A 24,170-nucleotide genomic window follows, 5' to 3' on the forward strand; every position below is an offset into this window, starting at 1 on the left:
TTTGCCTCCTTTTTTCTCACCTTTTATGCTGTCTTATATAAAAGCAAACGCATCTGAGTACATATGATCGGTCAGAGCTTGTTTATTTTGGGTAAACATCTCTCTCGCAGCACCTGCCATCTCAAATCGGCCCGCTATATAGATATCGTATGCCTCTAGCGTCTCGAAGTCTTGCTCTACGGCCTGAAGCACATTACCGACCTTGCCGTGCCAGTTTGCCTGATTGCCTTCTATTACTGGAACAAAGTGAACATTGTTTTGCTCTTGAGCAATTTGTTCTAACTCTGACTGCGCATATAGCTGACAAGAATCCTTTGCTCCCCAGTATAGGTAGATAGGTACCGTAATTGACTGAGCGATACAGTGGTCAAGGATAGAACGTACGTAACTAAACCCTGTACCACCTGCTATCAATAGTAGTGGGCGCTGGCTTTGCTCTCGTACCCAAGCCTCACCAAAAGGCGCCTCAATCATGATATCACCACCCACTTCCAATGCTGCCTGCATGGCTTCAACTACTTCTATAGCATACGCATTGTGCTCAGCAGCACCGATATGAAGCTCTAGCTCCCCTTCATGACGGCAAGGGCTGCTTGCAATAGAGAATGGGCGCTTGTCTTTTTCACCCATCACCACAGTAAGGTATTGCCCCGCCTTAAAGGCCACTGGCGCCTCTGGGTGAAGCAAGATCTGGTAGGTATTACAAGCCAAAGGCTCAATCGACTTTACTTTACATTTAATTGTCATCTTGGTTTTTCTTTCCTATTCAGGAGTGATTACTCCGAGAACGTTATTTCTATATCTGTTTGGGCAATCGCTTGGCAGGCAAATATCCAGCCTTGCGCTTTTTCTCTCTCGGTCAAAAGGGGCTCGAGTTGGTAGGTGACTCGTCCCGATACCAAACGGCACAGGCACGCTGCACACGCACCAACCTGACAGCGATTTGGGAGGCTTATATTATTGTTGAGCGCTGCCTCCAGCACTGTCTAGCCCTCTTGAGCGACAAAACTCAAACCATCAGGTACTAATGAGACTTTGTAGGTCATAGTATATTCAAGTCTTGCCAAAGATCGTCAATCTTCGCGACTAGTTGTGGTGATTTTTTAATTGGGTGTCCCCACTCACGAGTGATCTCACTGCCAGACTTATTGGTCGCATCCAAACCGATGACTTTTGAGGTCTGATTTGGCACGGAGATAAAGTGGCTGTCGCGAGAAGGATCCATACGGGTGGTAATTGCCCAGATAATGTCATTCCAATCCGTGACATTCACATCATCATCGCAAACAATGATGAACTTTGCCGTTGTATGCTGAGCGACAATCGCTGCTGCCTGCTCGATTGCCTGCTGACCTTGCCCGATCTGCTGCTTGGCGATATCAAGCACAACGATAGCACCGTTTGCTGCTTGGGGGACAAAACAGGCTTTTAGATCATGGGTGTCCTTTTGCAGTTGAAGCTCTAACGATTCCAGGTCCACAGGCTCAGTTTTCGCAAACTCTTCCCCCAACTCTGCCTGCCATTTGACTGTGGCATCAAGGCCCATTTTTGAACCTAGACCAGCCACCGGTGAGGCAAAATCAAGTGAGTCAATTGGCGTATTGTCCATCATCACAATATCGCGCTCCGGCAGCATGTGCTCACTTATCGCAGCCGACACACTGTTCCAGTCTCGGGCATCGACACTTTCATCACACACAACTACAAACTTGGTATACATAAACTGGCGCAAGAAAGACCAAACACCCATCATCACGCGTTTGGCATGACCTGGGTATTGCTTCTTGAGCGTCACCACCGCCATCCGATAGGAGCACCCCTCAGGTGGCAGATAAAAGTCAGCGATCTCTGGGAACTGCTTTTGCAAGATAGGAACAAACACCTCATTTAGCGCCACGCCAAGCACTGCAGGCTCATCTGGCGGGCGACCAGTATAGGTGCTGTGATAGATAGGCTTATTACGCATCGTGATATGAGTGATGGTAAACACATGATGCTGCTCTTTCTCATTATAGTAGCCAGTGTGATCACCATAAGGCCCCTCATCGGCAAACTCCGTCGGGTCGATATAGCCCTCCATCACAATCTCTGCACTCGCCGGAACATCGAGATCGTTACTAAGAGACTTAACCACCTCAGTGCGCTTGCCTCTGAGCAACCCAGCAAAAGCATACTCTGATAGAGTATCTGGCACCGGAGTGACTGCCCCTAAAATAGTGGCGGGATCAGCACCAAAGGCGACTGAAACAGGGAAAGGCTTACCGGGATGCGTTGCCATCCAGTCTTGCAGATCTAAGGCGCCACCGCGATGGGCTAGCCAACGCATAATCACTTTGTTCTTGGCAATCTTCTGCTGACGATAGATACCCAAGTTCTGACGCTTCTTATGTGGCCCCTTAGTAATGGTTAAACCCCAAGTGAGAAGAGGCGCGACATCCTCAGGCCAACAACTCATCACCGGCACCTTGTCTAGGTCCACCTCATCCCCTTGCCACACGACTTGCTGACACGGTGCACTGCGCAGACGTTTAGCGGGCATATTGAGAACCTGACGAAACACCGGTAATTTGGCTATTGCATCTTTAAAACCTTTAGGAGGCTCAGGCTCTTTAAGAAAAGCTAATAGCTTACCGACTTCTCGCAGGGCTTGAACATTGTCTTGCCCCATGCCAAGCGCAACCCGTTCAGGCGTGCCAAATAAATTGGTCAGTACCGGCATGTCATAGCCAATCGGGTTTTCAAACAGCAGGGCGGGGCCACCTTGGCGTAAGGTGCGGTCGCTGATCTCGGTCATTTCATAATCGGGATCAACTGGGTGGGAGATTCTTTTAAGTAGACCTCTGTGCTCCAGATGGTCGATAAAGTCGCGTAAGTCCTTAAAGCTCATAAGCCTTCTACTGGCAGATTGATATCTGTCGAGTATACCAAATGCCCTAAGCGCGAAACACTTACTTTGCCAGGATGCTATTGATCTCTTTGACGCGAATATCGCGATTCTCGAGTACCAACTCAGTCAGCCACTGGCGATAGCCTTGAGCGACTAATTCACCCGCCACGATGGGCGCTTCCTCTTCGATACTCATACGAGCGATCAAAAAAGAACGTACCTCTTCTGGCATTGGCTTACTGCGGGCTAATTGACGCAGGGCCTGCTCAGTCAAAGCGGGATTGCTCGCTGCTATCATGGTTTGCTGATAAGCGAATTCGCTATCCATATCAGCTAATCGAAGCAGCTCCTGCTTGGTATTACTGTCCGCGCGCATTTTCCACAGCAAATCATAGATACCCTGCTCCTGCGATACTTGAGCAAGACTGACCATCACTTTGGAGCTAGGAAGCCAAGTAGTGAGGCGTTGTCCTAGGAGTTGGTCGGTCAAAGAGGAAAGTGCGTGAACGGATAGGTTGGGGAGCTCTTTAATCAACAACTCTTCCCGCTGACCCACTTGCAAATCATCACCACTTAGGTAGTCGCGAAGAACCAAGTTCTCCTGCTCTGCTTGCTCCGCTAAGTTGAGGGTGTCGCGCTCGGATTCCCAACGTTTAATGATTCTGCTTGCTGTTGCCGGGTAATTAAATGCCGGGGCGATAAACTCGTAGCCGTCCCCTACCTCGAGCACGTGATAAGTGGGTTGCATCTCGCGATGGAGATCAACGAACAAAGCCTGTTGCTCAGAGAGCACCACCTCACTCTGCTCTATCTCCGTCATGAGCATATACCTAACAACTTCTTGTTGAGGCATGGCAAATCGCTCAAGAGCAAACCTTACCGAATCTACCTGATTATCGGTAAGCTGACTAAGCAACTCCTGGCTTCTGTCTTGCAGTCGAGTATCAACTAACCACTCTTCTACTTGTTCAGGTGACAGCTCAAGCGCCTGGGCAACAGACGACGTCACAAAAAGTGAACTGAGCAAGAGAGTCTTTAACCATTGGCGGCGCATTGGGATTTCCTGAAAAACTTTAGGGTTAAGTGTGGAAGGAGTTAGTTAATTACGCAATAAAAAAGCGCTGCCAGTAGGCAGCGCTCTTAAATATCGAATGGAATAAGTTTATTGACGACGCATTGCGTCAAAGAACTCATCGTTGGTTTTGGTCATCGCCAACTTATCGATCAAGAACTCCATTGCGTCGGTCTCGCCCATTGGGTGAACAATCTTACGCAAGATCCACATCTTCTGTAGCTCGTCGTTCTTGGTCAGAAGCTCCTCACGGCGAGTACCTGAGCGGTTGAAGTCAATCGCAGGGAAGACACGCTTCTCAGCGATCTTACGGTTCAGGTGCAGTTCCATGTTACCGGTACCCTTGAACTCTTCGTAGATAACTTCATCCATCTTAGAGCCGGTATCCACAAGCGCTGTTGCGATGATGGTCAAGCTACCACCCTCTTCAACGTTACGTGCCGCACCAAAGAAGCGCTTAGGACGATGTAGTGCGTTGGCATCTACACCACCGGTCAGTACTTTACCTGATGAAGGGACAACGGTGTTGTAAGCACGCGCTAGACGCGTGATTGAGTCAAGCAGGATAACCACATCTTTCTTGTGCTCTACCAGACGCTTGGCCTTTTCAATCACCATTTCAGCCACTTGAACGTGACGTGATGCTGGCTCGTCGAACGTTGATGCAACCACTTCACCTTTTACTAGGCGCTGCATCTCGGTCACTTCTTCTGGACGCTCGTCGATAAGCAATACCATCAACTCACACTCTGGGTGGTTGTAAGCAATGCTTTGAGCAATATTCTGTAGCAACATGGTTTTACCCGCTTTTGGCGGAGCAACAATCAAACCACGCTGACCTTTACCGATAGGAGATGCAAGGTCGAGGATACGAGCAGTGATATCTTCTGTCGCACCATTACCGCGCTCCATCACCATACGCTCATTGGCGTGCAGTGGGGTCAGGTTTTCAAATAGGATCTTATTTCGCGCATTGTCAGGCTTGTCATGGTTAACCGTGTTCACCTTAAGCAACGCGAAGTAACGCTCACCGTCTTTCGGTGGACGGATCTTACCGGCAATCGAATCGCCTGTTCTCAGGTTGAAACGACGAATCTGACTTGGAGAAACATAGATATCGTCTGGACCTGCAAGGTAAGAACTGTCTGCACTACGCAGGAAACCAAAACCGTCTTGAAGAATCTCTAGAACACCGTCACCAAAAATGTCCTCGCCGCTTTTCGCGTGTGCTTTAAGGATGGCGAAGATAATGTCTTGTTTTCTTAGACGAGCAAGGTTTTCCAAACCTAAGCTTTCGCCCAGCTTAACAAGCTCAGACACAGGTCTGTTCTTCAGTTCTGTAAGATTCATTGTAGTGGATACTTTTTTAGTCAAAATAGGATCTGTTTGTTAGTTAAGATAGATTTGGTCACAGGATCGACCAAGAAATGAACGTTTGTCTAATTAACGTGCGATAAATTAGCACTAAATATCAGACTAGTCTAGATCTAGTTGAGATACAAAAACAAAACCGCGCTTTAAATTAGCGCGGTTTAGCAAGGACTTGCAAAGATTAAAGGTTTGCCTCTAAGAACTCTTTCAATTGAGTCTTAGAAAGTGCGCCAACTTTAGTCGCCGCAACAGCACCATCTTTAAACAGAAGCAGAGTTGGGATGCCGCGAATACCGAACTTAGGTGGCGTGCCTGCATTCTGATCGATATTCAGTTTACCAACCGTTAGCTTGCCTTCGTACTCGCCGGCGATCTCATCAAGAATCGGCGCGATCATTTTACACGGACCACACCATTCAGCCCAAAAGTCTACTAGAACTGGGCCGGCAGCGTTGATTACATCGTTTTCAAAACCGTCATCGGTTAGCTGCAAAATCTTGTCGCTCATTATTCACTCCAATATTTTTTCAAACTGGTGGGGTAGTAACCAGTAATTTAATTCCCTATTGGAATGTATTTACTTCCGTATTGCAAGCTTAAGCTGATATTCTATAGGAATGAAAAAGACGCATATCACAGAGCAAAAGTTCGCCGACTTGGGTTTACACCCTCAAGTTACTGAAGGTTTGGAAAAAAAAGGGTTTGATTATTGTACCCCTATCCAAGCTTTGGCGTTGCCGGTCTTGCTCACCGGCCGTGACATTGCAGGCCAGGCCCAAACGGGTACTGGTAAAACGCTAGCGTTTCTTACTGCTACTTTTAATCACCTTATCAATACACCAGAGCATGAAGGTCGCAAACCAAGCCAACCGCGAGCGATCATCATGGCGCCAACGCGTGAGCTGGCGATCCAGATCTACAACGATGCAGCGCCTCTGATCGAGTCAACGGGCATCAAGGCAGGTCTTGCTTACGGTGGTGAAAGCTACGACAAACAGCTAGGCAAGCTTGAGCAGGGAGTCGATATCCTGATTGGTACCACCGGTCGTATTATCGATTTTTACAAGCAACGCGTCTTCAACCTTAATCACATCCAAGCCGTGGTTCTGGACGAAGCAGACCGTATGTTTGACCTTGGCTTTATTAAAGATATCCGCTTCTTGTTCCGCCGTATGCCGGAGCCTAAAGAGCGTCTCAACATGCTATTCTCGGCAACGCTATCGTACCGCGTGCAAGAGCTGGCGTTTGAGCACATGCACAACCCAGAGCACGTTGTGGTTGAGCCTGAGCAAAAAACCGGGCACCGCATTCAAGAAGAGCTGTTCTACCCATCGAACGAACACAAGATGGCGCTGCTACAAACATTGATTGAAGAAGAGTGGCCAGACCGCGCGATTATCTTTGCCAACACCAAGCACAAGTGTGAGTCTATTTGGGGCCACTTGGCGGCCGATGGTCACCGTGTCGGTCTTTTGACTGGTGATGTACCGCAGAAGAAGCGTGAAAAAATCCTTGAGCAATTTACCCGCGGTGAAGTGGATATCCTAGTGGCAACCGATGTGGCGGCACGTGGTCTACATATCCCTCAAGTGACCCACGTATTCAACTTTGACCTGCCTGATGACTGTGAAGACTACGTACACCGTATTGGCCGTACTGGTCGCGCGGGCGCAAGCGGTCACTCGATTAGCTTTGCCTGTGAAGATTACGCGATTAACCTTCCAGCGATTGAAGAGTACATCGAGCACAGCATCCCAGTATCGGACTACGACGCTGATGCCTTGATCCAAGACTTACCGGCACCACTGCGCATGCGTTCTAACTCGCGTACTCAGTCTCGTTCAGGTAACTCTCAATCACGTCGCACCAACACTGGTGGCTCTCGCAACAGCAACCGTAAGCCACAGCGCCGTCCTCGCCAGCGTCAACAAAGGGAATCATAAGTTGTTTTCAAGCCAAGCCGTACCTTCTCCGCTCTATGCTGCTATCGACCTCGGGTCGAACAGTTTTCATATGCTCGTTGTGCGTCATATCGATGGCAGCATACAAACCATGGCCAAAATTAAGCGCAAGGTTCGCCTCGCCGCTGGGCTAGATGAAAACCAGATGCTCAGTAGCGAAGCGATGCAACGGGGTTGGGACTGCTTGAGCTTGTTTGCAGAACGACTACAAGATATCCCGGTAGAAAATATACGCATTGTCGGCACGGCAACACTGCGCACCGCGGGCAATGTGGATACTTTTCTTACCAAAGCCAAACAGATCCTGGGCCACCCTATCGAGGTGATCTCAGGAGAAGAGGAAGCAGCGACCATTTATCGTGGTGTCGCCCACACCTCTGGAGGAAGTGGACGTCGCCTCGTGGTGGATATCGGTGGCGCTAGCACCGAGTTGATCATTGGTGAAGGCTTCGAGGCGAAAGCACTAACCAGCCTCAAGATGGGCTGTGTCACTTGGCTCGAGCAACATTTTAAAGACCGCCTGCTCAATGCGCGCAACTTTGATAATGCCATCGAGGCTGCCAAGCAAACCCTGTCTCCCATTCTGGAGCGCTATAAACAGCTAGGTTGGGATGTCTGCGTGGGCGCTTCAGGCACCGTGCAAGCACTGCAAGAGATCATGCTAACCCAAGGTATGGATGAGGTGATCACCCACGCTAAACTCAAGCGCTTACAAAAGCAGGCCATGACCTCAGGTCACCTTGAAGAGCTTGAAATTGAGGGACTGACACTCGAGCGTGCCTTGGTCTTCCCGAGTGGGCTTACCATCCTTATCGCCATCTTCGAGCTGCTCGAAATCCAATCGATGACCCTCGCTGGAGGCGCTTTGCGTGAAGGCATGGTCTACGAGATGGTCGAGGAGTTGCGCCAAGACGACATTCGCGCACGCACCATCGCCAGTGTCCAGACTCGCTATCAAATTGATACCGACTACGCGACACAAGTGGCCGCTATGGCAGAAAAGCTGCTCTCTCAGGTTGGTGGTGACCAATGGCTAACCGAGCCACAAGCCTCGGTATTGCTTGATAGTGTCGCCAAGCTACATGAAGTCGGCCTCGCGATTGATTTCAAAAAAGGCGGCGAACACTCGGCATACCTACTCAGCAATCTCGACTTGCCTGGCTTTACCCGCGCGCAAAAACACTTCCTAGCGGAAGCGGCGCGCCGCTATCGCGAGCAGCTCACCTCACTACCCGAGCAGCATGCCCTATCTGGTGCCAATGCCAAACGGGTATTACGCCTATTGCGCCTTGCTGTCTTGCTGACTCACCGTCGTCGCAGCTCGCTTGAGCCGGATGTAGCGCTTAGTGCCGATGGCGAATCACTTAACTTAAAAGTCGATACTAACTGGTTGTCCTCTAACCCACTGACCGCCGCAGAGCTTGAGATTGAAGCCAACCGTCAAACCGATATTGGCTGGCCACTGACCATCAATGGCTAAGTCTGATCGAGAGTGACTGACAACAAAAAACGCGACTCATTGAGTCGCGTTTTTTATCTTTCCAACTTGGTTTATTGCGCCGCTGTGGTCGCTCCAAGCTCTTGCTTGACTGATGTTAGCTTCTTGGTCAGGTAGTTAAGCAGCACACCATACATAGGCACAAACAAGCCTAGGCTGATGGCAATCTTAAACACATAGTCGACCAGCGCAATCTCGACCCAGTGCTCAGCCATAAAGGCATCAGGGCTCTGGTAGAAGGCGATGGCAAAGAATGCCAGTGTATCAAGCGCATTACCAAATAAGGTCGAGCAAGTCGGTGCGACCCACCACTGCTTAAGCTCACGCAGACGGTTAAACACGTGAACATCGAGGATCTGGCCAAGCATATAAGCCATAAAGCTCGCTATCGCGATACGAGCAACGAACAGATTAAACTGGCCGAGCTGAGCGAAACCTTGGAACTGCCCTTCAAAGAACAATACCGATAAGCCATAAGAGACCGCCAGTGCAGGAAGCATCACCAAGAAAATGATACGACGCGCCAACTGAGCGCCAAAAATACGCACGGTTAAGTCTGTGGCAAGAAAAATAAATGGAAAGGTAAATGCACCCCAGGTGGTATGGAAGCCCATAATAGTAAATGGAAGCTGTACCAGGTAGTTACTGGATGCAATGATGCCTAGGTGAAATAGAACTAGGTAAATGAGGGCGTTGCGCTGCTGCGCGGGAGTAAATTGACTCATGCGATGCCTTTTTAGTTTGGTTTGGGGGTGAGGGAACCCAAATCGACTCACGCTAAGGTGAATCTCACCAACAATGTAAACCAACTTAAGCCTGAACAAACCGGGCCTAAGCAAACGGTCGGCGATTATACATTAACCACCTTGCTCTGCAAGTCGTGGCAAACAATATTCGATACGCAAACGTTTGGGCGCCTATTTAAGCAAAAAGCCACGCTCAAACAAGCTAGCCAAGAAGTCACACTCCTCGCGAGATTCGCTTGGCGTTAGCGCTTCTAGCCACAGGCTCTCTGTGTAATGCTCCGCCTTGAGCATCAAGCGACACCCTTCAAAATCGATCAGCCAAGAGTGGATATCCGCATCTTGCTGGCGCTCGACCACGCTGGCCGACAGCAGGCTCACCAATTGCTCACCCAGAGACGGAAAACTATCAAAATCAAAACTCGGTGAGCGCAGTATCAGTCTTCCCTGCTCTGGCTGGTAGTCCACCAGCCCAAAATCCGTTTCACTGTTAGCCATGATTAGTAATATGCTCCTGAATCAAATCAAGGAAAGGATCGGCGTATTTATCCAGCTTGCGCTGCCCCACACCATTAACGGCCAGCATCTCACCATAAGAGGTTGGTAAGATCTCCGCCATGTCAATCAAGGTGGCGTCACTGAAGACAACATATGGCGGCAAGCCATCCTCATCAGCGATCGACTTACGCAGTTTACGCAGCTTGGCAAATAGCTTCTTGTCATAGTGCTTGTTGGACAGTTTTTCCGATTTCGCCGCGCGGGCTGAGATATCCAGACGCGGCACTGCAAGCTCAAGCGGCTGCTCACCACGCAAGATAGGACGGGCTTCCTCAGTTAGCTGTAAGGTAGAATTGCGGGTGATGTTTTGAAACAGCAGGCCCTTGTGGATCAGCTGGCGAAAGATACTCACCCAATAATCGTGGCTGTTCTCTCGTCCGAGCCCGTAAGTCGACAGCTTGTCATGCCCCTGCTCGCGAATACGGATGTTCTGCATCCCACGCAACACCTCCACCACATAGCCGATACCAAAGCTTTGATTGACTCGGTAGACACACGACAGCGCTTTTTGTGCCTGCTCGGTGGCATCAAAGCGCTGCGGTGGATCAAGACAGATATCGCAGTTACCACACGGCTTTTCACGATATTCGCCAAAATAGTTGAGTAGTACCTGACGACGACAGGTCTGCGCCTCAGCAAAGGCACTCATCGCGTTGAGTTTATGCGCCTCGACCTGCTTTTGTGGCCCATCTTCCTTCTCATCAAGCATACGTCGCAGCCAACTGATGTCTGCTGGATCATAGAGCATCATCGCCTCAGCGGGCAGACCATCACGACCCGCGCGACCTGTCTCTTGGTAATAGGACTCGATATTGCGCGGAATATCAAAGTGAACCACAAAGCGGACGTTGGGTTTGTTGATGCCCATGCCGAATGCTACGGTGGCAACCACGATCTGGATATCGTCCTTTTGAAACGCCTCTTGAACATAGGCGCGCTCATCCGCGTCCATACCGGCATGATAGCCCGCTGCACGAATATGGTTGTTGCACAGCTTCTCAGTCAACATCTCTACCTTCTTGCGGCTACCACAATAGATGATGCCGCACTGGCCTTTTGGCTGATCCAAGAAGCGCACGATCTGCGATACCGGTTTGTGTTTCTCAACCAGCGTATAGCTGATATTAGGGCGATCAAAGCTGCCCAGGTACTCGGTATGGTCAATCAGAGCCAGGCGCTGAACAATATCACGGCGTGTGGCATCGTCGGCAGTCGCCGTCAGCGCCATCACTGGTACATTAGGGAAATAGTGTTTCAGCTGCCCAAGCGAGGCATATTCGGGACGAAAATCGTGTCCCCACTGTGAGATACAGTGCGCTTCATCCACCGCAATCATCGCAAGATTAAGCCCTTGCAGGCGCTCGATAAAATCGCGCATCAGCACCCGCTCTGGCGAGACATAAACCATCTTTAGCTGGCCAGAGTTCATGCGCTGATACACAGAGATCAGCTCCTCGCGCGGCATACTCGAGTTGATGCACTCAGCCGCAACACCATTGGCCTTGAGCTGATCCACTTGGTCTTTCATCAGCGAGATAAGTGGCGAAATCACGAGAGTCAGCCCATCTTTGACTAAGGCTGGCACCTGATAACACAGCGACTTACCACCACCCGTTGGCAGAATAACCAAGCTGTCTTTACTCTCCAGCGCCGCTTCGATCACCTCAAGCTGACCATCACGGAATGTCTGATAGCCAAATACCTGCTCTAATACATCTTGAGCACTATCAGCGTAGGTCGGTTGTTCAGCCTGTAGGATTGCGGTCATTTGCCCTCTCAGTTTTGGTGTTGCGATTTCGTGTAGCGATTTCGTGTCGCGATGAAGCAGCACATTGTAGTGGGGATCAGTGATGAATAAAACCGCAAAGTGTTAGGTGATTTTGTATGCCGCTTTTATACTCACAGCCTTCCTGCCAATACAGAGAGTTGTCACCCATGTCGTCAGACGAACAGCAGCGCACTCGCCAAGGCATTTTGCTGGCTATGGCTGCTTATACCATGTGGGGTATTGCCCCTATCTATTTCAAATCCATCAGTGAGGTTTCCCCACTTGAGATCCTCAGCCACCGCGTGATCTGGTCCGTGTTCCTTCTTGCCGGCCTGCTCCATCTTGGTCGACGCTGGCATGCCGTGCGCGATGCGTTTAAAACCAAAAAAACCATGGTTTATCTATGCACGACGGCGCTTTTGGTTGGGGTGAACTGGCTGCTGTTTATCTGGGCGGTAAACACCAACCGTATGCTGGACGCCAGTCTGGGTTACTACATCAACCCGCTGCTCAATGTCATCCTTGGCATGCTGTTTTTAGGGGAGCGACTGCGTAAGCTGCAGTGGTTCGCGGTCGCCCTCGCTGCCGCTGGCGTGATCATTCAGCTGATTGCGTTTGGCTCAGTACCGATTGTGGCCTTTGCCTTGGCATCGACCTTTGGTGTCTATGGCCTGCTGCGTAAAAAAATCGCACTCGAAGCGCAGGTTGGCCTGTTCATTGAAACCGTGATCATGTTGCCATTGGCGGCGTTCTATCTGTTGGTTATCTCAGACTCGCCAACCGCGGTCATGACCAATAACCCGGCCTCCCTTAACCTGCTACTGATCTGCGCAGGATTTGTCACCACCCTACCGCTGTTGTGTTTCACCGGTGCGGCAACAAGACTTAAACTGTCAACACTCGGCTTTTTCCAGTACATCGGTCCTAGCCTGATGTTTTTGCTAGCAGTCAGTGTCTATGGTGAGCAATTTACTACCGACAAAGTGCTTACCTTTACCTTTATCTGGAGCGCACTGGTTCTGTTTACCTTTGATGGTGTTAAGCAATCAAAGCGAGTTAAATCGCGATGAATGAGCTGCTAATTCTCGGAACCCTAACCACAGTGCACCTGATCGGCCTGATGAGCCCTGGACCGGACTTTGCCCTAGTCGTACAAAATGCCACTCGTTATGGTCGTCAAACCGGTGTCTATATTGCTTTAGGCCTGTCTATTGGCATATTACTGCACTCTATTTTGAGCCTAACGGGCGTGAGCTACCTGATCCACCAGCAGCCGCTTCTGTATACGCTCATCCAACTCGCAGGTGGCAGCTACCTTGCTTATCTTGGTCTTGACGCCCTGCATGCAACATGGAAAAACCGCCATTGCCGCGGGGAGACATCTGCACTGAGCCGCTCGACGCTCAAGATTGATAGTCTTGCTCAGGCGTTTAGACGCGGGTTTATCACCAACATTCTCAACCCAAAGGCGTTGGTGTTTTTTGTTAGCCTGATGTCGAGCTTGGTTCCAGCCGAGATGTCACTATCAGGGAAAACCGCTGCCTTGGTGCTGTTGTGGTTCATCTCTTTTGTCTGGTTTGGTAGCTTAGCTTGGCTGCTTTCAACACCACGACTACAGAAAAAATTGCTGGCAGTGACGCCTTTTATCGATAGTTTGTGTGGTTTGGTGTTCTCCAGCGTCGGTTTTACCATCATTTATCACAGTTTGAGCACCTGGCTTGGTAGCTAAAAGGGAAGATGGCGTGTGAGAGATCTCTCACAAAACACTACGGAGATCTCCATTTAAGCTTAGTTATATTTACCACACCAAATCATAAGTCATTGTAATTAAAGAACCTAGTCAGATAACTCGAGCTTGAGGGGTAAGAAAAAGTTCCAGCGTGAATTGCGAGAAAACGGAAAGGGCGTAATATTGAACTCGTCGGAAGGAAACCGACATGGAACAGGAAGCTGCCAAGGATTTGGTAATCTTCAGGATGAAGATACGGTTGCTTAGGAAGAGCAGTCGGCATGGAAAGCAAATTGGACATTGAACGGACGCAATAGTTACTAGGATGGTAGCTACTAAGGATGGGAAATGGACACCTCTGGACGAGGCAAGGAACGATCATCAGGATGATGAAAGGGACACCGCTCAGGGAACAAGTGAAGTGAGCTAACGAGGATTGTTAGCGGACCAGGATAAGGTCGAGGACACCGCTAGGACGGCGATGAAAGGATTAAGCTGACGGATTCAGCCTACTATCAAGGATTTGATGCAGGGAGCACTTTTAGTAGCCGGATTGCTGCGAGTAAGACCATAACCCCGATGGGCGCAAGCCCTCGGGGTTTTTCTTTGTCTGCATACCGTGCTCAAAGGCAATAGAGGGAAAAAGCCCCCCTCTATCAGGCTAGAAACCTACAGCTTTTCTAGGCGGGCATAAGCCGTTACCAACCACTTAATACCCTCACCGTTAAACGCGACCTGGACACGACTTTGTGGACCACTACCCTCAAAGTTAATAATCGTGCCCTCACCAAACTTGGGATGGTTCACTCGTGCGCCAAGCGTAAAACCGGTCTCATTAAAGTTCTCTTTTACCGCCGTCTGGCTAAAGCGTCCGCTGCTGGCCGGGCGACTGACTTTGGCCTTCATTCGCACTTCATCTAAACACTTCTCTGGCAGCTCACGAATAAAGCGCGACGGCTTGTGGTACTTGTCTTGACCATACAGGCGACGCATCTCAGCATAGGTGATGTAGAGCTTTTCCATCGCTCGCGTCATACCCACATAACACAGGCGACGCTCCTCTTCGAGGCGGCCCGCTTCTTCAGCTGACATCTGACTAGGGAACATGCCCTCTTCAACGCCGACCATAAACACCAACGGGAACTCAAGACCCTTGGCACTGTGCAGCGTCATCAGTTGTACCGCATCCTCAAACTCGTCCGCTTGACCTTCACCGGCTTCAAGCGCGGCATGGGTCAAGAAGGCGGTCAGTAGCGTCATCTCTTCAGCTTCTTCCGGTTTTTCAAACTGACGCGTCGCAGTCACCAGCTCTTCCAAGTTCTCAATGCGTGCCTTAGACTTCTCGCCCTTCTCTTGCTCATACATGGCAAATAGACCCGAGAACTTAATCACGTGGTCGGTTTGCGAGTGCAGTGCTAACTCATCAGTATCGTCCTCAAGCGCATCAATCAACTCAATAAAACGACTCAGTGCCCCTGAGGCGCGACCGGCCAATACCTTCTCATCCAACAGCGCCTTACTCGCATCCCACATGGTGCAGCCACGCTCACGAGCCGCCAAGCGGATCGTCTCGAGGGTTTTGTCGCCCAAGCCACGAGTCGGAGTATTCACCACACGCTCAAACGCGGCATCATCATTACGGTTGGCCATCAAACGTAGGTAACTCAGCGCATCTTTGATCTCTTGACGCTCGAAGAAGCGCATGCCGCCATAAATACGGTAAGGCAAGCCAGCTTGAATCAAGGCTTCTTCCAGCACACGCGACTGGGCATTGTTTCGATACAGCATCGCGGCATCGTTCAGGCTGCCGCCCTTGTCTTGCCACTCTTTGATCTTATTGACCGCAAAGCGCGCCTCATCAAGCTCGTTGTAAGCGGAGTAAACCGAGATCGGCTCACCCTCGCTGCCATCGGTCCACAACTCTTTACCCATCCGCTCAGTGTTATTCGCGATCAGGGTGTTGGATGCCTCAAGAATGGTCTTGGTTGAGCGGTAGTTCTGCTCAAGGCGAATCGTGTTCACGCTCGGAAACTCGAGAGTAAACTTCTCGATATTCTCAATCTTGGCACCACGCCAGCCATAGATCGACTGATCGTCATCACCAACAATCATCACATAACTGTCCTTACCCGCCATCATGCGCAGCCAGGCATATTGGATGTTGTTGGTATCTTGAAACTCGTCCACCAGAATGTGTTTAAAGCGCGCTTGATAGTGCTCTCGGATGTGCTTTTTATCTCGCAGCAATTCGTGGGCGCGCAGCAAAATTTCGGCAAAGTCCACCAGCCCCGCGCGATCACACGCCTCTTGGTAAGCTGAGTAAAGCTGCAAGTAAGTCTGGGTGATCGGGTCATGGTAGGCATCAATATGGCTTGGGCGCAGACCCTCGTCTTTTTTGCCATTAATCCACCACGAAACCTGACGAGCTGGCCACTGCTTTTCATCCAAATTCTGCGCTTTAATCAAACGCTTGATTAGACGCTGCTGATCATCGCTATCGATGATCTGAAAATCCTCTGGCAGCTTGGCATCGAGATAGTGAGCGCGCAAGATGCGGTGACAGATACCATGGAAGGTACCATTCCACATCCCCGAGGCACTGCCCATCATCAACTCTTCAATACGACCGCGCATCTCAGCGGCCGCTTTGTTGGTAAAGGTCACTGACATGATGGAGAACGGAGATGATTGCTCTACTGACATCAGCCATGCAATGCGGTGAACAAGCACTCGGGTTTTACCACTGCCCGCGCCAGCGAGGACAAGTAAATTTTCAAGGGGAGCGGCAACGGCTTCACGCTGCTTGTCATTAAGGCCATCGAGCAATAGGGAGGGATCCATCATGTCTACTTACTGGTTATTTATACATAAAGTCAGATTATAACGTAATCAGACGCTTAATTTCAGTTCAGCAACAGAGAATTTTTCTGAGATTTTTTCACCATAAATTTCATCAACTTAATAAAAAGATCACTTTGGAATGTAGATTTTTTGTTAAAAGGACGAAATTTTTACCCGCCTGCATCTATCTTGTTCAGTAAGCAATTTGGGCAATCTTTAACCCGCTTGCTACTACAACGTAAAGGAAACTATGTGAGGAATCGATGATGAAAAAGTCTAATCTAGCTGTTACTGCTGCTGTTACTGGTCTACTGGCTCTAGGCGGCACTATGCTGACTGCGACTCAAGCCGTCGCAATGGATAAAGAGAAGTGCTACGGCGTAGCTAAAGCTGGGCAAAACGACTGCGCAACCAAATCTAGCTCGTGTGCTGGGACATCAAAAGAAGACAACCAAGCCGATGCCTTCGTGGTGGTACCAAAAGGTCTTTGTGGCAAGCTTACTGGCGGCAGTACTGAGTCGGCGTAATCCGCTCCAGACAACAAAAGGGGGAGTGGTCAGCCTGTGATGACAACTCCCCCTCTTCTTTGCCCATCAAGCATGCCAAGGAGCCACTATGCCGTCACCAAGCCCAACACACACGCAGCCTAACCTTGAACCGATGCAAGCGGTCGGCGTAGGATTACGCCAGCCCCATATTGACTATTTTGCTCAAGAGTTACCCTCAATGGGTTGGTTGGAGATCCACAGCGAAAACTACTTTGAGCCCAACTCAGTGGCGCGCCAGCAGTTACGTCAAATCGCTCACCATTACCCTATCAGTTGTCATGGGATTGGATTGTCTCTTGGCAGTGTTGAGCGTATCAACCCAACCCATCTAACCCAGCTCAAACAGCTGATCACTGAAGTCGACCCTATCTTGATCTCTGACCACCTCAGCTGGAGTCAACATGGTGGGCACTACTTCAATGATTTGTTGCCACTGCCTTATACCGAAGAGGCGTTAGCGGTTTTCTGTCGCAATGTGCTAGAGGTGCAAGACACCCTCGCCAGACCGATGCTGATTGAAAACCCATCGAGCTATCTCGCGTTCAACCACTCCACTATCAGTGAGTGGGAATTTCTCGCTGAGGTGCAGCGCCGAACGGACTGTCGCTTACTGCTCGATTTAAATAACATCCATGTGTCGGCGTTTAACCACCGCTTTGATAGCCGCCATTATATTGACCAGATCCCGGCTCATGCCGTGGACGAGATCCACCTTGCTGGCTTTACTGTCAAACACCTTGAGCAAGGCGAGATCTGGATAGATACCCACAGCCGCCCAGTCAGCGATGAGGTCTGGCAGCTCTATCGTTACTGGCTTGAGCAGCATGGTCCGCGTCACACCCTTATCGAGTGGGATCTCGATATCCCAGAGCCAAATGTCCTATTGGCTGAAGCAGATAAAGCCCGCACCCTGCTTAGTCAGGTCTTCCGTCATCCTACAACTCAAGCAATGGGAGGTTAAGATGGAGCTGGCTCAACTGCAAAATCAGTTTGCCAAGGCATTACGCTACCAAGCCAATGGCGAGGATTGCGATATCGTCAGCAACCATTTTAGTGCCGATGATCGTATTCAAATCTACCGTAACAACTTTGTGATTAGCCTTAGTGAAGTCCTCTCGGCCACCTATCCAATGGTTGAGTTGCTGGTTGGAGAAGAGTGCTTTACTCAGATGGCGCGTCAACATGTTTTGCAGCACCCACTGACCAAAGCGGATGTCAGCTTCTATGGCGACAAATTTGACCAAACCATCGCGCAATTTCCCAAGGTGGTCGAGGCCGCCCCTTACCTTGAGGACGTTGCCCGCTTTGAATGGCAAATGGACCTCGCCCTGCATCTCGCCAATCAACCGCTTGAGAGCCATATTCTGCCGATTGGCCAGTTGGCGAATATCGCCCCTGAGCAACAGGCGCAGATAGTACTTGAGCTGTACCCATGGGTGCGGGTGATCGCCAGCCCGTTTGCCGTGTTTGACCTATTTGATGCCATGCAAAGCAACTGTTTTGACAACCTAGACATCCACTGCCCACAACAAGGGGTGATCCACACCCTGCCCAACGGGCACCGAACCCCGATTGCACTAGAACCCGATGTCCATCAGTTACTGGTTTGCCTGCGCTCGCAGCAAGCCATGGGGGAGATTGAGCCTGCACTGCTAAGCCATCTCAACACCTTGATGGAAAAAGCCTTGATCGCTGGGTTTACGCTAAAAAATAACTAGAGGACGCCGCCATGACAAACAATATAAAGGGAAGTATTGAGCTGTATGACCGTATAATTGAGCAGACCCAACAGGTCTTTGTGCCACTGCTGTTGCTATTTTGCCGCTTATGGGTCGCTTGGGTCTTTTTCAATTCAGGATTGGTAAAAATAGCTTCATGGGACAGTACATTATTCCTGTTCGAGTACGAGTATCAGGTACCGATCCTACCGTGGGAGATGGCAGCCTATATGGGCACAGCCGCAGAGCTGATCCTGCCAGTCTTTCTCGCGATCGGCTTTATTACCCGCCCAATGGCCGCGATTCTATTTGTGTTCAATATTATCGCCGTGGTGTCCTACCCACTGCTGTGGGAGAAAGGCTTTTATGACCACCAGCTATGGGGACTGATGATTCTAATCGTGATCGTCTGGGGACCCGGCCCCCTATCCGCCGACGGCCAAGTCCGCCGAGTCATGGCGCGCTAACGCGCAGGGGCGAGGTGCGGGGACGCTGCGCTTCGGGTAGCGAGGAATAAGGCCTCATTGGCTGCTTATTCCCCGATCCCAATCGACACTGGGAAACTCCTCGCTCCCCGTAGGGCGAAGCCCACCCCCGAACCTCGCCCCTGGCTTTACGCCGAGATGCCTGCGTGACGCAGTAGGGCGTCGATTTGTGGCTCGCGGCCGCGGAAGCGCTTGAATAGCTCCATTGGCTCTTCACTACCGCCCATCTCAAGGATGTTATTCAGGAAGCTTTGACCGGTCTCTTGGTTAAAGATCCCCTCTTCCTCAAAGCGTGAGAAGGCATCCGAAGACAAGACTTCCGCCCATAGGTAGCTGTAGTAGCCTGCACTATAACCGCCAGCAAAGATGTGGCTGAAACTGTGCGAGAAGCGGTTCCACTCAACGCTTGGCAGCACGGCAACTTTGCTCTTCACCTGCGCTAATGTCTCGAGCACTCGCGGGCCTACCTCAGGGTCGAACTCGGTGTGCAGGGTGAAATCAAACAAGCCGAACTCAAGCTGACGCAGGATAAACATCGCTGACTGGAAGTTCTTCGCTGCCAGCATCTTCTCAAGCATCTCTTTCGGTAGTGCCTCACCCGATTGATAATGGCCAGAGATAAACGCTAGCGCCTCCTCTTCCCAGCACCAGTTTTCCAAGAACTGGCTTGGCAGCTCAACCGCATCCCAAGGTACGCCATTGATGCCCGATACGGCCCCCGTCTCAACTTGAGTCAGCATATGGTGGATGCCATGACCAAACTCATGGAACAAGGTCACCACCTCATCATGGGTGAACAGCGCAGGCTTATCACCTACTGGACGATTGAAGTTGCAGGTCAGGTAGGCCACTGGCGATTGCAGCTCACCATCGGCACTAATGCGGCGCACGCGGCACTCATCCATCCATGCTCCACCACGCTTGTGCTCACGAGCGTACAGGTCTAGATAAAAGCTTCCACGCAGCGCGTCTTGCGCATCAAAGATATCGAAGAAACGTACTGACTCATGCCAGGTGTCGACACCTTGACGCTCTTCCACGCGCATACCAAATACACGCTTGAGCACCTCAAACAGACCACTCACCACCTTCTGCTCAGGGAAGTATGGGCGCAGCTCTTCATCCGAGATCTGGAATAGATGCTGCTTTTGTTTCTCGCTGTAGTAAGCGATATCCCATAGCTCTAGGCTATCAACACCAAACTCTTTGCTAGCAAACTGGCGCAGCTCTTCTACTTCGCGCTCGCCTTGCGCCTTAGCTTTGGTTGCCAGATCATTCAAAAAGCCCAGTACCTGATCTGGCGTCTCTGCCATCTTGGTCGCGAGTGATTTCTCACTAAAGGTATTGAAACCAAGCATACGTGCGATCTCATGACGCAGCTTAAGTTGCTCATTGATGATCTCGCTATTATCCCAATTGCCGGCATTCGGGCCGCGATCAGAAGCGCGAGTCACGTACGCCTCGTACAGCTCTTTACGCAGCGCTTGATTATCACAATAGGTCATCACCGGCAGGTAAGATGGGATGTCTAGGGTGATCAAATAACCTTCAAGCTCTTTGGCTTGCGCAGCCGCTTGTGCTGCTGCCATCGCCGATTCAGGCATGCCCGCAAGCTCTGCAGGGTCGGTGATCTGCTTGGTCCAGCCCATAGTGGCATCAAGGACATTATTCGAAAATTGCGAGCCTAGCTCAGACATGCGCTTACTGATCTCGCCATAACGATGCTGCTCGTCAGCCGGAAGGCCGATACCCGAGAGCTCAAAATCACGCAGCGAATCTGTGATGGTTTTCTTTTGTGCCTGAGTGAGCGTATCGAACTCATCGCTAGCCTTGATTGCCTTGTAAGCCTCGAACAAACCTTTGTGTTGCCCAACCCAAGTGCCGTATTCAGACAGCAGTGGCAAACAGCTCTCGTAGGCCTCGCGCAGCTCTTCACTGTTCACTACCGAGTTCATATGGCTCACAGGTGACCAAATGCGGCTTAAGCGATCATCCACTTGCTCAATCGGTGCCACTAGGCTCTGCCAATTCGGTTGGTCAATGTCTGCCAAAAGTGCATCAATCTTGGTACGACAATCAGAAATTGCCTGCTCGACAGCAGGTTTTACATGCTCAGGTTTGATCTGAGAAAACGGCGGTAAATCGGTAAACGTCAACAATGGATTAGACATAATCATTCCTTGTGGTGCAAAGCACATAATGGGCCAGCGCGCTGGCGGTGCTAAGTAGCGTATTCGTCAGTCTTTTTTTATTTCGTTCCTATCTAAATATAGGTAGGTTCAGCAAATTTCAATAGTGACGTATAATCAAGGCTAACTGTTTTATTCACCTTATACGCTCTAGACAGCGTTTTGAGAGTCCACTTTGCTAAGTTATCGTCATAGTTTTCACGCCGGCAACCACGCTGATGTTGTGAAGCACATTGTTCAAAGCCTGATCCTTGATGCCCTCAAGCAGAAAGATAAGCCATTTGTCTATCACGACACCCACTCTGGCGTTGGCCGCTATGACTTGACCCACGAGTGGTCAGAAAAGACCAGCGAGTACAAGCAAGGCATCGCACGCGTATGGCAGCAAAGCGATATCCCTGAAGAGATTGCCAGCTACCTAGACTCGATCAAGGTGCTCAATAACGGCGACACCCTGCGCTACTACCCTGGCTCACCACGTGTGGCTCGTGCACAACTGCGCGAGCAAGACCGCATGGTTCTCACTGAGCTCCACCCAAGTGATTACCCACTGCTTGAGCAAGAGTTTCATCGCGACCGCCAGGTCAAAATCTTTAAAGAAGATGGTTTCAAGCGTCTTAAAGCAAGCCTACCGCCAAAAGAGCGCCGTGGCCTAGTGCTGATTGACCCGCCATATGAGCTAGCCAAAGAGTATCGTGATGTAGTCTCGGCTATCGCTCAAAGCCACAAGCGCTGGGCGACTGGCATCTACGCGATCTGGTATCCGGTGGTAAACCGTCATGATATTGACGATATGCTTGAAGGACTAGAAAGCCTAGGGATCAAAAAGATCCTGCAGATCGAGCTTGGCGTGTCACCGGATACCAACGAGCGTGGCATGACAGCCTCAGGTATGATTGTGATTAACCCGCCGTGGAAGCTTGAGAGTCAGATGAACGCCATTCTGCCGTTTCTTAAGCAAGCCATCGCGCCTGCCACGGGCCACTTTAAGGTTGAGTGGGTCGTACCTGAATAACTCATCTAGGGGCGAGGTTCGAGGACGGGCTGTCGCCCTGCGGGGAGCAAGTATTCAGCGCGCTGGAATACCTCGCTCCTTGTGAAGACCGTCCCCACTTCTTAGAATTAAATTCTTGTCCTTTTGTGCGAAATATCGCCACCGCTCATGAAGCCAACAACTCTCCAACACGATTAAGTCGAGCTGGCTTGACGGCTATTATTCAATGATTAATCGTTATTAGTCATAATCAAAGCCGCTTTTTCCCATTAGCGAAAGTTGCTAGACTCGTTTTATGATTAGGCCTATCTGTGGTCGGTCTGATCCACAAACAATTTTAATAAGCTCTCGGAGAAAGTAATGGCAACGCATTTTGACTATATCTGTATCGGTGGTGGCAGCGGCGGTATCGCGTCAGCAAATCGCGCAGCGATGTACGGCGCAAAGGTCGCTCTAATTGAAGCCCAAGACCTAGGTGGTACCTGTGTCAACGTCGGCTGTGTGCCGAAAAAAGTGATGTGGCACGGTGCGCAAGTCGCAGAGGCGATCAACCTTTACGCTCCAGACTACGGATTTGATGTCGATGTAAAAGGCTTCGATTGGGCAAAACTAGTAGAAAGCCGCCAGGCATACATCGGTCGTATCCACCAGTCATACGATCGCGTACTTGGCAACAACAAGGTTAACGTCATCAAAGGCTTTGCTAAGTTTGTTGACGCGAACACGGTAGAAGTCAACGGTGAGCACTACACTGCGGATCATATCCTTATTGCTGTTGGTGGTCGTCCAAGTATCCCTAGCATTCCGGGTGCCGAGTACGGTATTGATTCGAACGGCTTCTTTGAGCTAAGCGCGCAGCCAAAGCGCGTTGCCGTAATTGGTGCAGGCTACATCGCGGTTGAGATTGCTGGCGTATTGCACGCGCTTGGCACTGAGACTCACCTGTTCTGCCGTAAAGAGACCCCGATTCGCAGCTTCGACCCAATGATCATTGAGACCTTGGTTGAAGTCATGGCAGCGGAAGGTCCAACCCTGCACAACCACTCAACGCCAAAAGAGATCGTAAAAGAGGCAGACGGTAGCCTGACGCTGCACCTAGAGAACGGCAACAGCCAAAATGTTGATCAGGTGATCTGGGCTATCGGTCGCCACCCGGCAACTGATGCCATCAACCTAGAAGCGACAGGGGTTGCAACCAACGATCGTGGCTACATCAAGGTAGACGAGTACCAACAAACCAATGTCGAAGGCATCTACTGTGTCGGTGATATCATGGAAGGTGGTATCGAGCTGACTCCTGTAGCGGTGAAAGCGGGACGTCAGCTGTCTGAGCGCCTGTTCAACAACAAGCCAGACGCTAAGATGGACTACGACCTAGTTCCAACCGTGGTCTTTAGCCACCCGCCAATCGGTACTATCGGTCTGACAACTGAGCAAGCTGAGGAGCAATATGGTAAGGACAACGTTAAGGTCTACACCTCAGGCTTTACCGCCATGTACACCGCCGTCACTCAACATCGCCAGCCATGTAAGATGAAACTAGTCTGCGCGGGTGAAGACGAGAAGGTTGTCGGTCTACACGGTATCGGCTTTACCATCGACGAGATGATCCAAGGCTTTGCTGTCGCGATGAAGATGGGCGCCACCAAAGCTGACTTCGATGCGGTTGTCGCGATCCACCCAACAGGGTCTGAAGAATTTGTTACCATGACGGGTTGATGTAGGAAAAGCATCTTACACACATAAATAAATCTGGAAAAAAACCAATCACTGACTATGCTGTATGTATGGTCAGTGTTTTTCTAGGT

General features: G+C 50.4%; 21 protein-coding genes and 1 pseudogene. 10 read left to right on the forward strand and 12 right to left on the reverse strand.

What is annotated here, in order from left to right; genetic code table 11:
• Positions 1 to 33: 33 nt before the first annotated feature.
• The 7 genes and pseudogenes from fre to trxA all read right to left on the reverse strand — a co-directional run bounded on the left by fre (position 34) and on the right by trxA (position 5,838).
• Positions 34 to 747 (reverse strand): NAD(P)H-flavin reductase, encoded by a 714-nt coding sequence (fre, locus tag ACZ5R2_RS01605; RefSeq protein WP_464900489.1) that lies wholly within the window; start codon positions 745 to 747, stop codon positions 34 to 36.
• A gap of 29 nt (positions 748 to 776) precedes the next feature.
• Complete coding sequence (locus ACZ5R2_RS01610) at positions 777 to 983, reverse strand: 2Fe-2S iron-sulfur cluster-binding protein (RefSeq protein ID WP_464900490.1); 207 nt, start codon at positions 981 to 983, stop codon at positions 777 to 779.
• Between the two features lie 59 nt (positions 984 to 1,042).
• Positions 1,043 to 1,480, reverse strand: a complete 438-nt coding sequence (locus ACZ5R2_RS01615) for a hypothetical protein (protein WP_464902403.1) — start codon at positions 1,478 to 1,480, stop codon at positions 1,043 to 1,045.
• Positions 1,481 to 1,504: 24 nt separating this feature from the next.
• Positions 1,505 to 2,887, reverse strand: a pseudogene (gene ubiD, locus ACZ5R2_RS01620) (4-hydroxy-3-polyprenylbenzoate decarboxylase); the annotation flags it as partial.
• 61 nt (positions 2,888 to 2,948) lie between these two features.
• Entirely contained in the window at positions 2,949 to 3,941 is a 993-nt protein-coding gene (locus tag ACZ5R2_RS01625) for a hypothetical protein (RefSeq protein ID WP_464900491.1), read from the reverse strand.
• A 108-nt stretch (positions 3,942 to 4,049) separates the two neighbouring features.
• On the reverse strand, positions 4,050 to 5,309 hold the full coding sequence (rho, locus tag ACZ5R2_RS01630) for a transcription termination factor Rho (RefSeq protein ID WP_438461222.1): 1,260 nt from the start codon (positions 5,307 to 5,309) through the stop codon (positions 4,050 to 4,052).
• Between the two features lie 202 nt (positions 5,310 to 5,511).
• On the reverse strand, positions 5,512 to 5,838 hold the full coding sequence (trxA, locus tag ACZ5R2_RS01635; RefSeq protein ID WP_438461223.1) for a thioredoxin TrxA: 327 nt from the start codon (positions 5,836 to 5,838) through the stop codon (positions 5,512 to 5,514).
• A 109-nt stretch (positions 5,839 to 5,947) separates the two neighbouring features.
• On the opposite strand from trxA, the gene rhlB reads away from it, so the two are divergent.
• Both rhlB and gppA read left to right on the forward strand, forming a co-directional pair.
• Entirely contained in the window at positions 5,948 to 7,273 is a 1,326-nt protein-coding gene (gene rhlB, locus ACZ5R2_RS01640; protein ID WP_464900492.1) for an ATP-dependent RNA helicase RhlB, read from the forward strand.
• A gap of 1 nt (position 7,274) precedes the next feature.
• On the forward strand, positions 7,275 to 8,771 hold the full coding sequence (gppA, locus tag ACZ5R2_RS01645) for a guanosine-5'-triphosphate,3'-diphosphate diphosphatase (RefSeq protein ID WP_464900493.1): 1,497 nt from the start codon (positions 7,275 to 7,277) through the stop codon (positions 8,769 to 8,771).
• Positions 8,772 to 8,842: 71 nt separating this feature from the next.
• On the opposite strand, the gene ACZ5R2_RS01650 is transcribed toward gppA, so the two are convergent.
• The 3 genes from ACZ5R2_RS01650 to recQ all read right to left on the reverse strand — a co-directional run bounded on the left by ACZ5R2_RS01650 (position 8,843) and on the right by recQ (position 11,858).
• A complete protein-coding gene (locus ACZ5R2_RS01650; RefSeq protein WP_464900494.1) occupies positions 8,843 to 9,514 on the reverse strand; it encodes a 7-cyano-7-deazaguanine/7-aminomethyl-7-deazaguanine transporter in 672 nt (223 codons plus the stop codon).
• A 192-nt stretch (positions 9,515 to 9,706) separates the two neighbouring features.
• Positions 9,707 to 10,030, reverse strand: a complete 324-nt coding sequence (locus ACZ5R2_RS01655; RefSeq protein WP_464900495.1) for a DUF3630 family protein — start codon at positions 10,028 to 10,030, stop codon at positions 9,707 to 9,709.
• Complete coding sequence (gene recQ, locus ACZ5R2_RS01660; RefSeq protein ID WP_464900496.1) at positions 10,023 to 11,858, reverse strand: ATP-dependent DNA helicase RecQ; 1,836 nt, start codon at positions 11,856 to 11,858, stop codon at positions 10,023 to 10,025. The genes ACZ5R2_RS01655 and recQ overlap by 8 nt, the downstream gene beginning before the upstream one ends.
• Positions 11,859 to 12,025: 167 nt before the next feature.
• Here recQ and rarD point away from each other — a divergent pair, with 167 nt between their 5' ends.
• The gene (gene rarD / locus ACZ5R2_RS01665) at positions 12,026 to 12,928 is read left to right on the forward strand and encodes an EamA family transporter RarD (RefSeq protein ID WP_464900497.1); all 903 of its coding nucleotides are present in this window, start codon (positions 12,026 to 12,028) and stop codon (positions 12,926 to 12,928) included.
• Positions 12,925 to 13,587, forward strand: a complete 663-nt coding sequence (locus ACZ5R2_RS01670; protein WP_464900498.1) for a LysE family translocator — start codon at positions 12,925 to 12,927, stop codon at positions 13,585 to 13,587. Before rarD ends, ACZ5R2_RS01670 begins: the two co-directional genes overlap by 4 nt.
• Positions 13,588 to 14,256: 669 nt before the next feature.
• Here ACZ5R2_RS01670 and uvrD read toward each other — a convergent pair.
• Positions 14,257 to 16,431 carry a DNA helicase II gene (gene uvrD / locus ACZ5R2_RS01675; protein ID WP_464900499.1) on the reverse strand — a complete coding sequence of 725 codons (2,175 nt, stop codon included), beginning with the start codon at positions 16,429 to 16,431 and terminating at the stop codon, positions 14,257 to 14,259.
• A 263-nt stretch (positions 16,432 to 16,694) separates the two neighbouring features.
• On the opposite strand from uvrD, the gene ACZ5R2_RS01680 reads away from it, so the two are divergent.
• The 4 genes from ACZ5R2_RS01680 (at position 16,695) to ACZ5R2_RS01695 (ending at position 19,161) form a co-directional block, all read left to right on the forward strand.
• The gene (locus ACZ5R2_RS01680; protein WP_438461232.1) at positions 16,695 to 16,955 is read left to right on the forward strand and encodes a BufA1 family periplasmic bufferin-type metallophore; all 261 of its coding nucleotides are present in this window, start codon (positions 16,695 to 16,697) and stop codon (positions 16,953 to 16,955) included.
• A gap of 88 nt (positions 16,956 to 17,043) precedes the next feature.
• Positions 17,044 to 17,937, forward strand: coding sequence for an MNIO family bufferin maturase (gene bufB / locus ACZ5R2_RS01685; RefSeq protein ID WP_464900500.1), 894 nt, complete (start codon positions 17,044 to 17,046; stop codon positions 17,935 to 17,937).
• A 1-nt stretch (position 17,938) separates the two neighbouring features.
• A complete protein-coding gene (locus ACZ5R2_RS01690; RefSeq protein WP_464900501.1) occupies positions 17,939 to 18,694 on the forward strand; it encodes an HvfC/BufC N-terminal domain-containing protein in 756 nt (251 codons plus the stop codon).
• Positions 18,695 to 18,705: 11 nt separating this feature from the next.
• On the forward strand, positions 18,706 to 19,161 hold the full coding sequence (locus ACZ5R2_RS01695) for a DoxX family protein (protein ID WP_464900502.1): 456 nt from the start codon (positions 18,706 to 18,708) through the stop codon (positions 19,159 to 19,161).
• A gap of 146 nt (positions 19,162 to 19,307) precedes the next feature.
• Here ACZ5R2_RS01695 and prlC read toward each other — a convergent pair whose 3' ends face one another.
• On the reverse strand, positions 19,308 to 21,350 hold the full coding sequence (prlC, locus tag ACZ5R2_RS01700) for an oligopeptidase A (protein WP_464900503.1): 2,043 nt from the start codon (positions 21,348 to 21,350) through the stop codon (positions 19,308 to 19,310).
• A gap of 193 nt (positions 21,351 to 21,543) precedes the next feature.
• On the opposite strand from prlC, the gene ACZ5R2_RS01705 reads away from it, so the two are divergent.
• Positions 21,544 to 22,383: a 23S rRNA (adenine(2030)-N(6))-methyltransferase RlmJ gene (locus tag ACZ5R2_RS01705; protein WP_464900504.1), complete on the forward strand. Its 840-nt coding sequence runs from the start codon at positions 21,544 to 21,546 to the stop codon at positions 22,381 to 22,383.
• 339 nt (positions 22,384 to 22,722) lie between these two features.
• A complete protein-coding gene (gene gorA / locus ACZ5R2_RS01710) occupies positions 22,723 to 24,081 on the forward strand; it encodes a glutathione-disulfide reductase (RefSeq protein WP_464900505.1) in 1,359 nt (452 codons plus the stop codon).
• Positions 24,082 to 24,170 lie beyond the last annotated feature (89 nt).

The sequence above is a fragment of the Vibrio sabulosilitoris genome, assembly GCF_055391395.1.

Excerpts from the sequence above, each read along its gene's own strand:
- uvrD (WP_464900499.1), bottom strand. The coding sequence starts at position 16,431 with ATGATGGATCCCTCCCTATTGCTCGATGGCCTTAATGACAAGCAGCGT.
- ACZ5R2_RS01695 (WP_464900502.1), top strand. The coding sequence starts at position 18,706 with ATGACAAACAATATAAAGGGAAGTATTGAGCTGTATGACCGTATAATT.
- ACZ5R2_RS01650 (WP_464900494.1), bottom strand. The coding sequence starts at position 9,514 with ATGAGTCAATTTACTCCCGCGCAGCAGCGCAACGCCCTCATTTACCTA.
- prlC (WP_464900503.1), bottom strand. The coding sequence starts at position 21,350 with ATGTCTAATCCATTGTTGACGTTTACCGATTTACCGCCGTTTTCTCAG.
- trxA (WP_438461223.1), bottom strand. The coding sequence starts at position 5,838 with ATGAGCGACAAGATTTTGCAGCTAACCGATGACGGTTTTGAAAACGAT.
- fre (WP_464900489.1), bottom strand. The coding sequence starts at position 747 with ATGACAATTAAATGTAAAGTAAAGTCGATTGAGCCTTTGGCTTGTAAT.
- recQ (WP_464900496.1), bottom strand. The coding sequence starts at position 11,858 with ATGACCGCAATCCTACAGGCTGAACAACCGACCTACGCTGATAGTGCT.
- bufB (WP_464900500.1), top strand. The coding sequence starts at position 17,044 with ATGCCGTCACCAAGCCCAACACACACGCAGCCTAACCTTGAACCGATG.
- ACZ5R2_RS01625 (WP_464900491.1), bottom strand. The coding sequence starts at position 3,941 with ATGCGCCGCCAATGGTTAAAGACTCTCTTGCTCAGTTCACTTTTTGTG.
- ACZ5R2_RS01690 (WP_464900501.1), top strand. The coding sequence starts at position 17,939 with ATGGAGCTGGCTCAACTGCAAAATCAGTTTGCCAAGGCATTACGCTAC.
- ACZ5R2_RS01680 (WP_438461232.1), top strand. The coding sequence starts at position 16,695 with ATGAAAAAGTCTAATCTAGCTGTTACTGCTGCTGTTACTGGTCTACTG.
- rarD (WP_464900497.1), top strand. The coding sequence starts at position 12,026 with ATGTCGTCAGACGAACAGCAGCGCACTCGCCAAGGCATTTTGCTGGCT.
- rhlB (WP_464900492.1), top strand. The coding sequence starts at position 5,948 with ATGAAAAAGACGCATATCACAGAGCAAAAGTTCGCCGACTTGGGTTTA.
- rho (WP_438461222.1), bottom strand. The coding sequence starts at position 5,309 with ATGAATCTTACAGAACTGAAGAACAGACCTGTGTCTGAGCTTGTTAAG.
- ACZ5R2_RS01655 (WP_464900495.1), bottom strand. The coding sequence starts at position 10,030 with ATGGCTAACAGTGAAACGGATTTTGGGCTGGTGGACTACCAGCCAGAG.
- gorA (WP_464900505.1), top strand. The coding sequence starts at position 22,723 with ATGGCAACGCATTTTGACTATATCTGTATCGGTGGTGGCAGCGGCGGT.
- ACZ5R2_RS01670 (WP_464900498.1), top strand. The coding sequence starts at position 12,925 with ATGAATGAGCTGCTAATTCTCGGAACCCTAACCACAGTGCACCTGATC.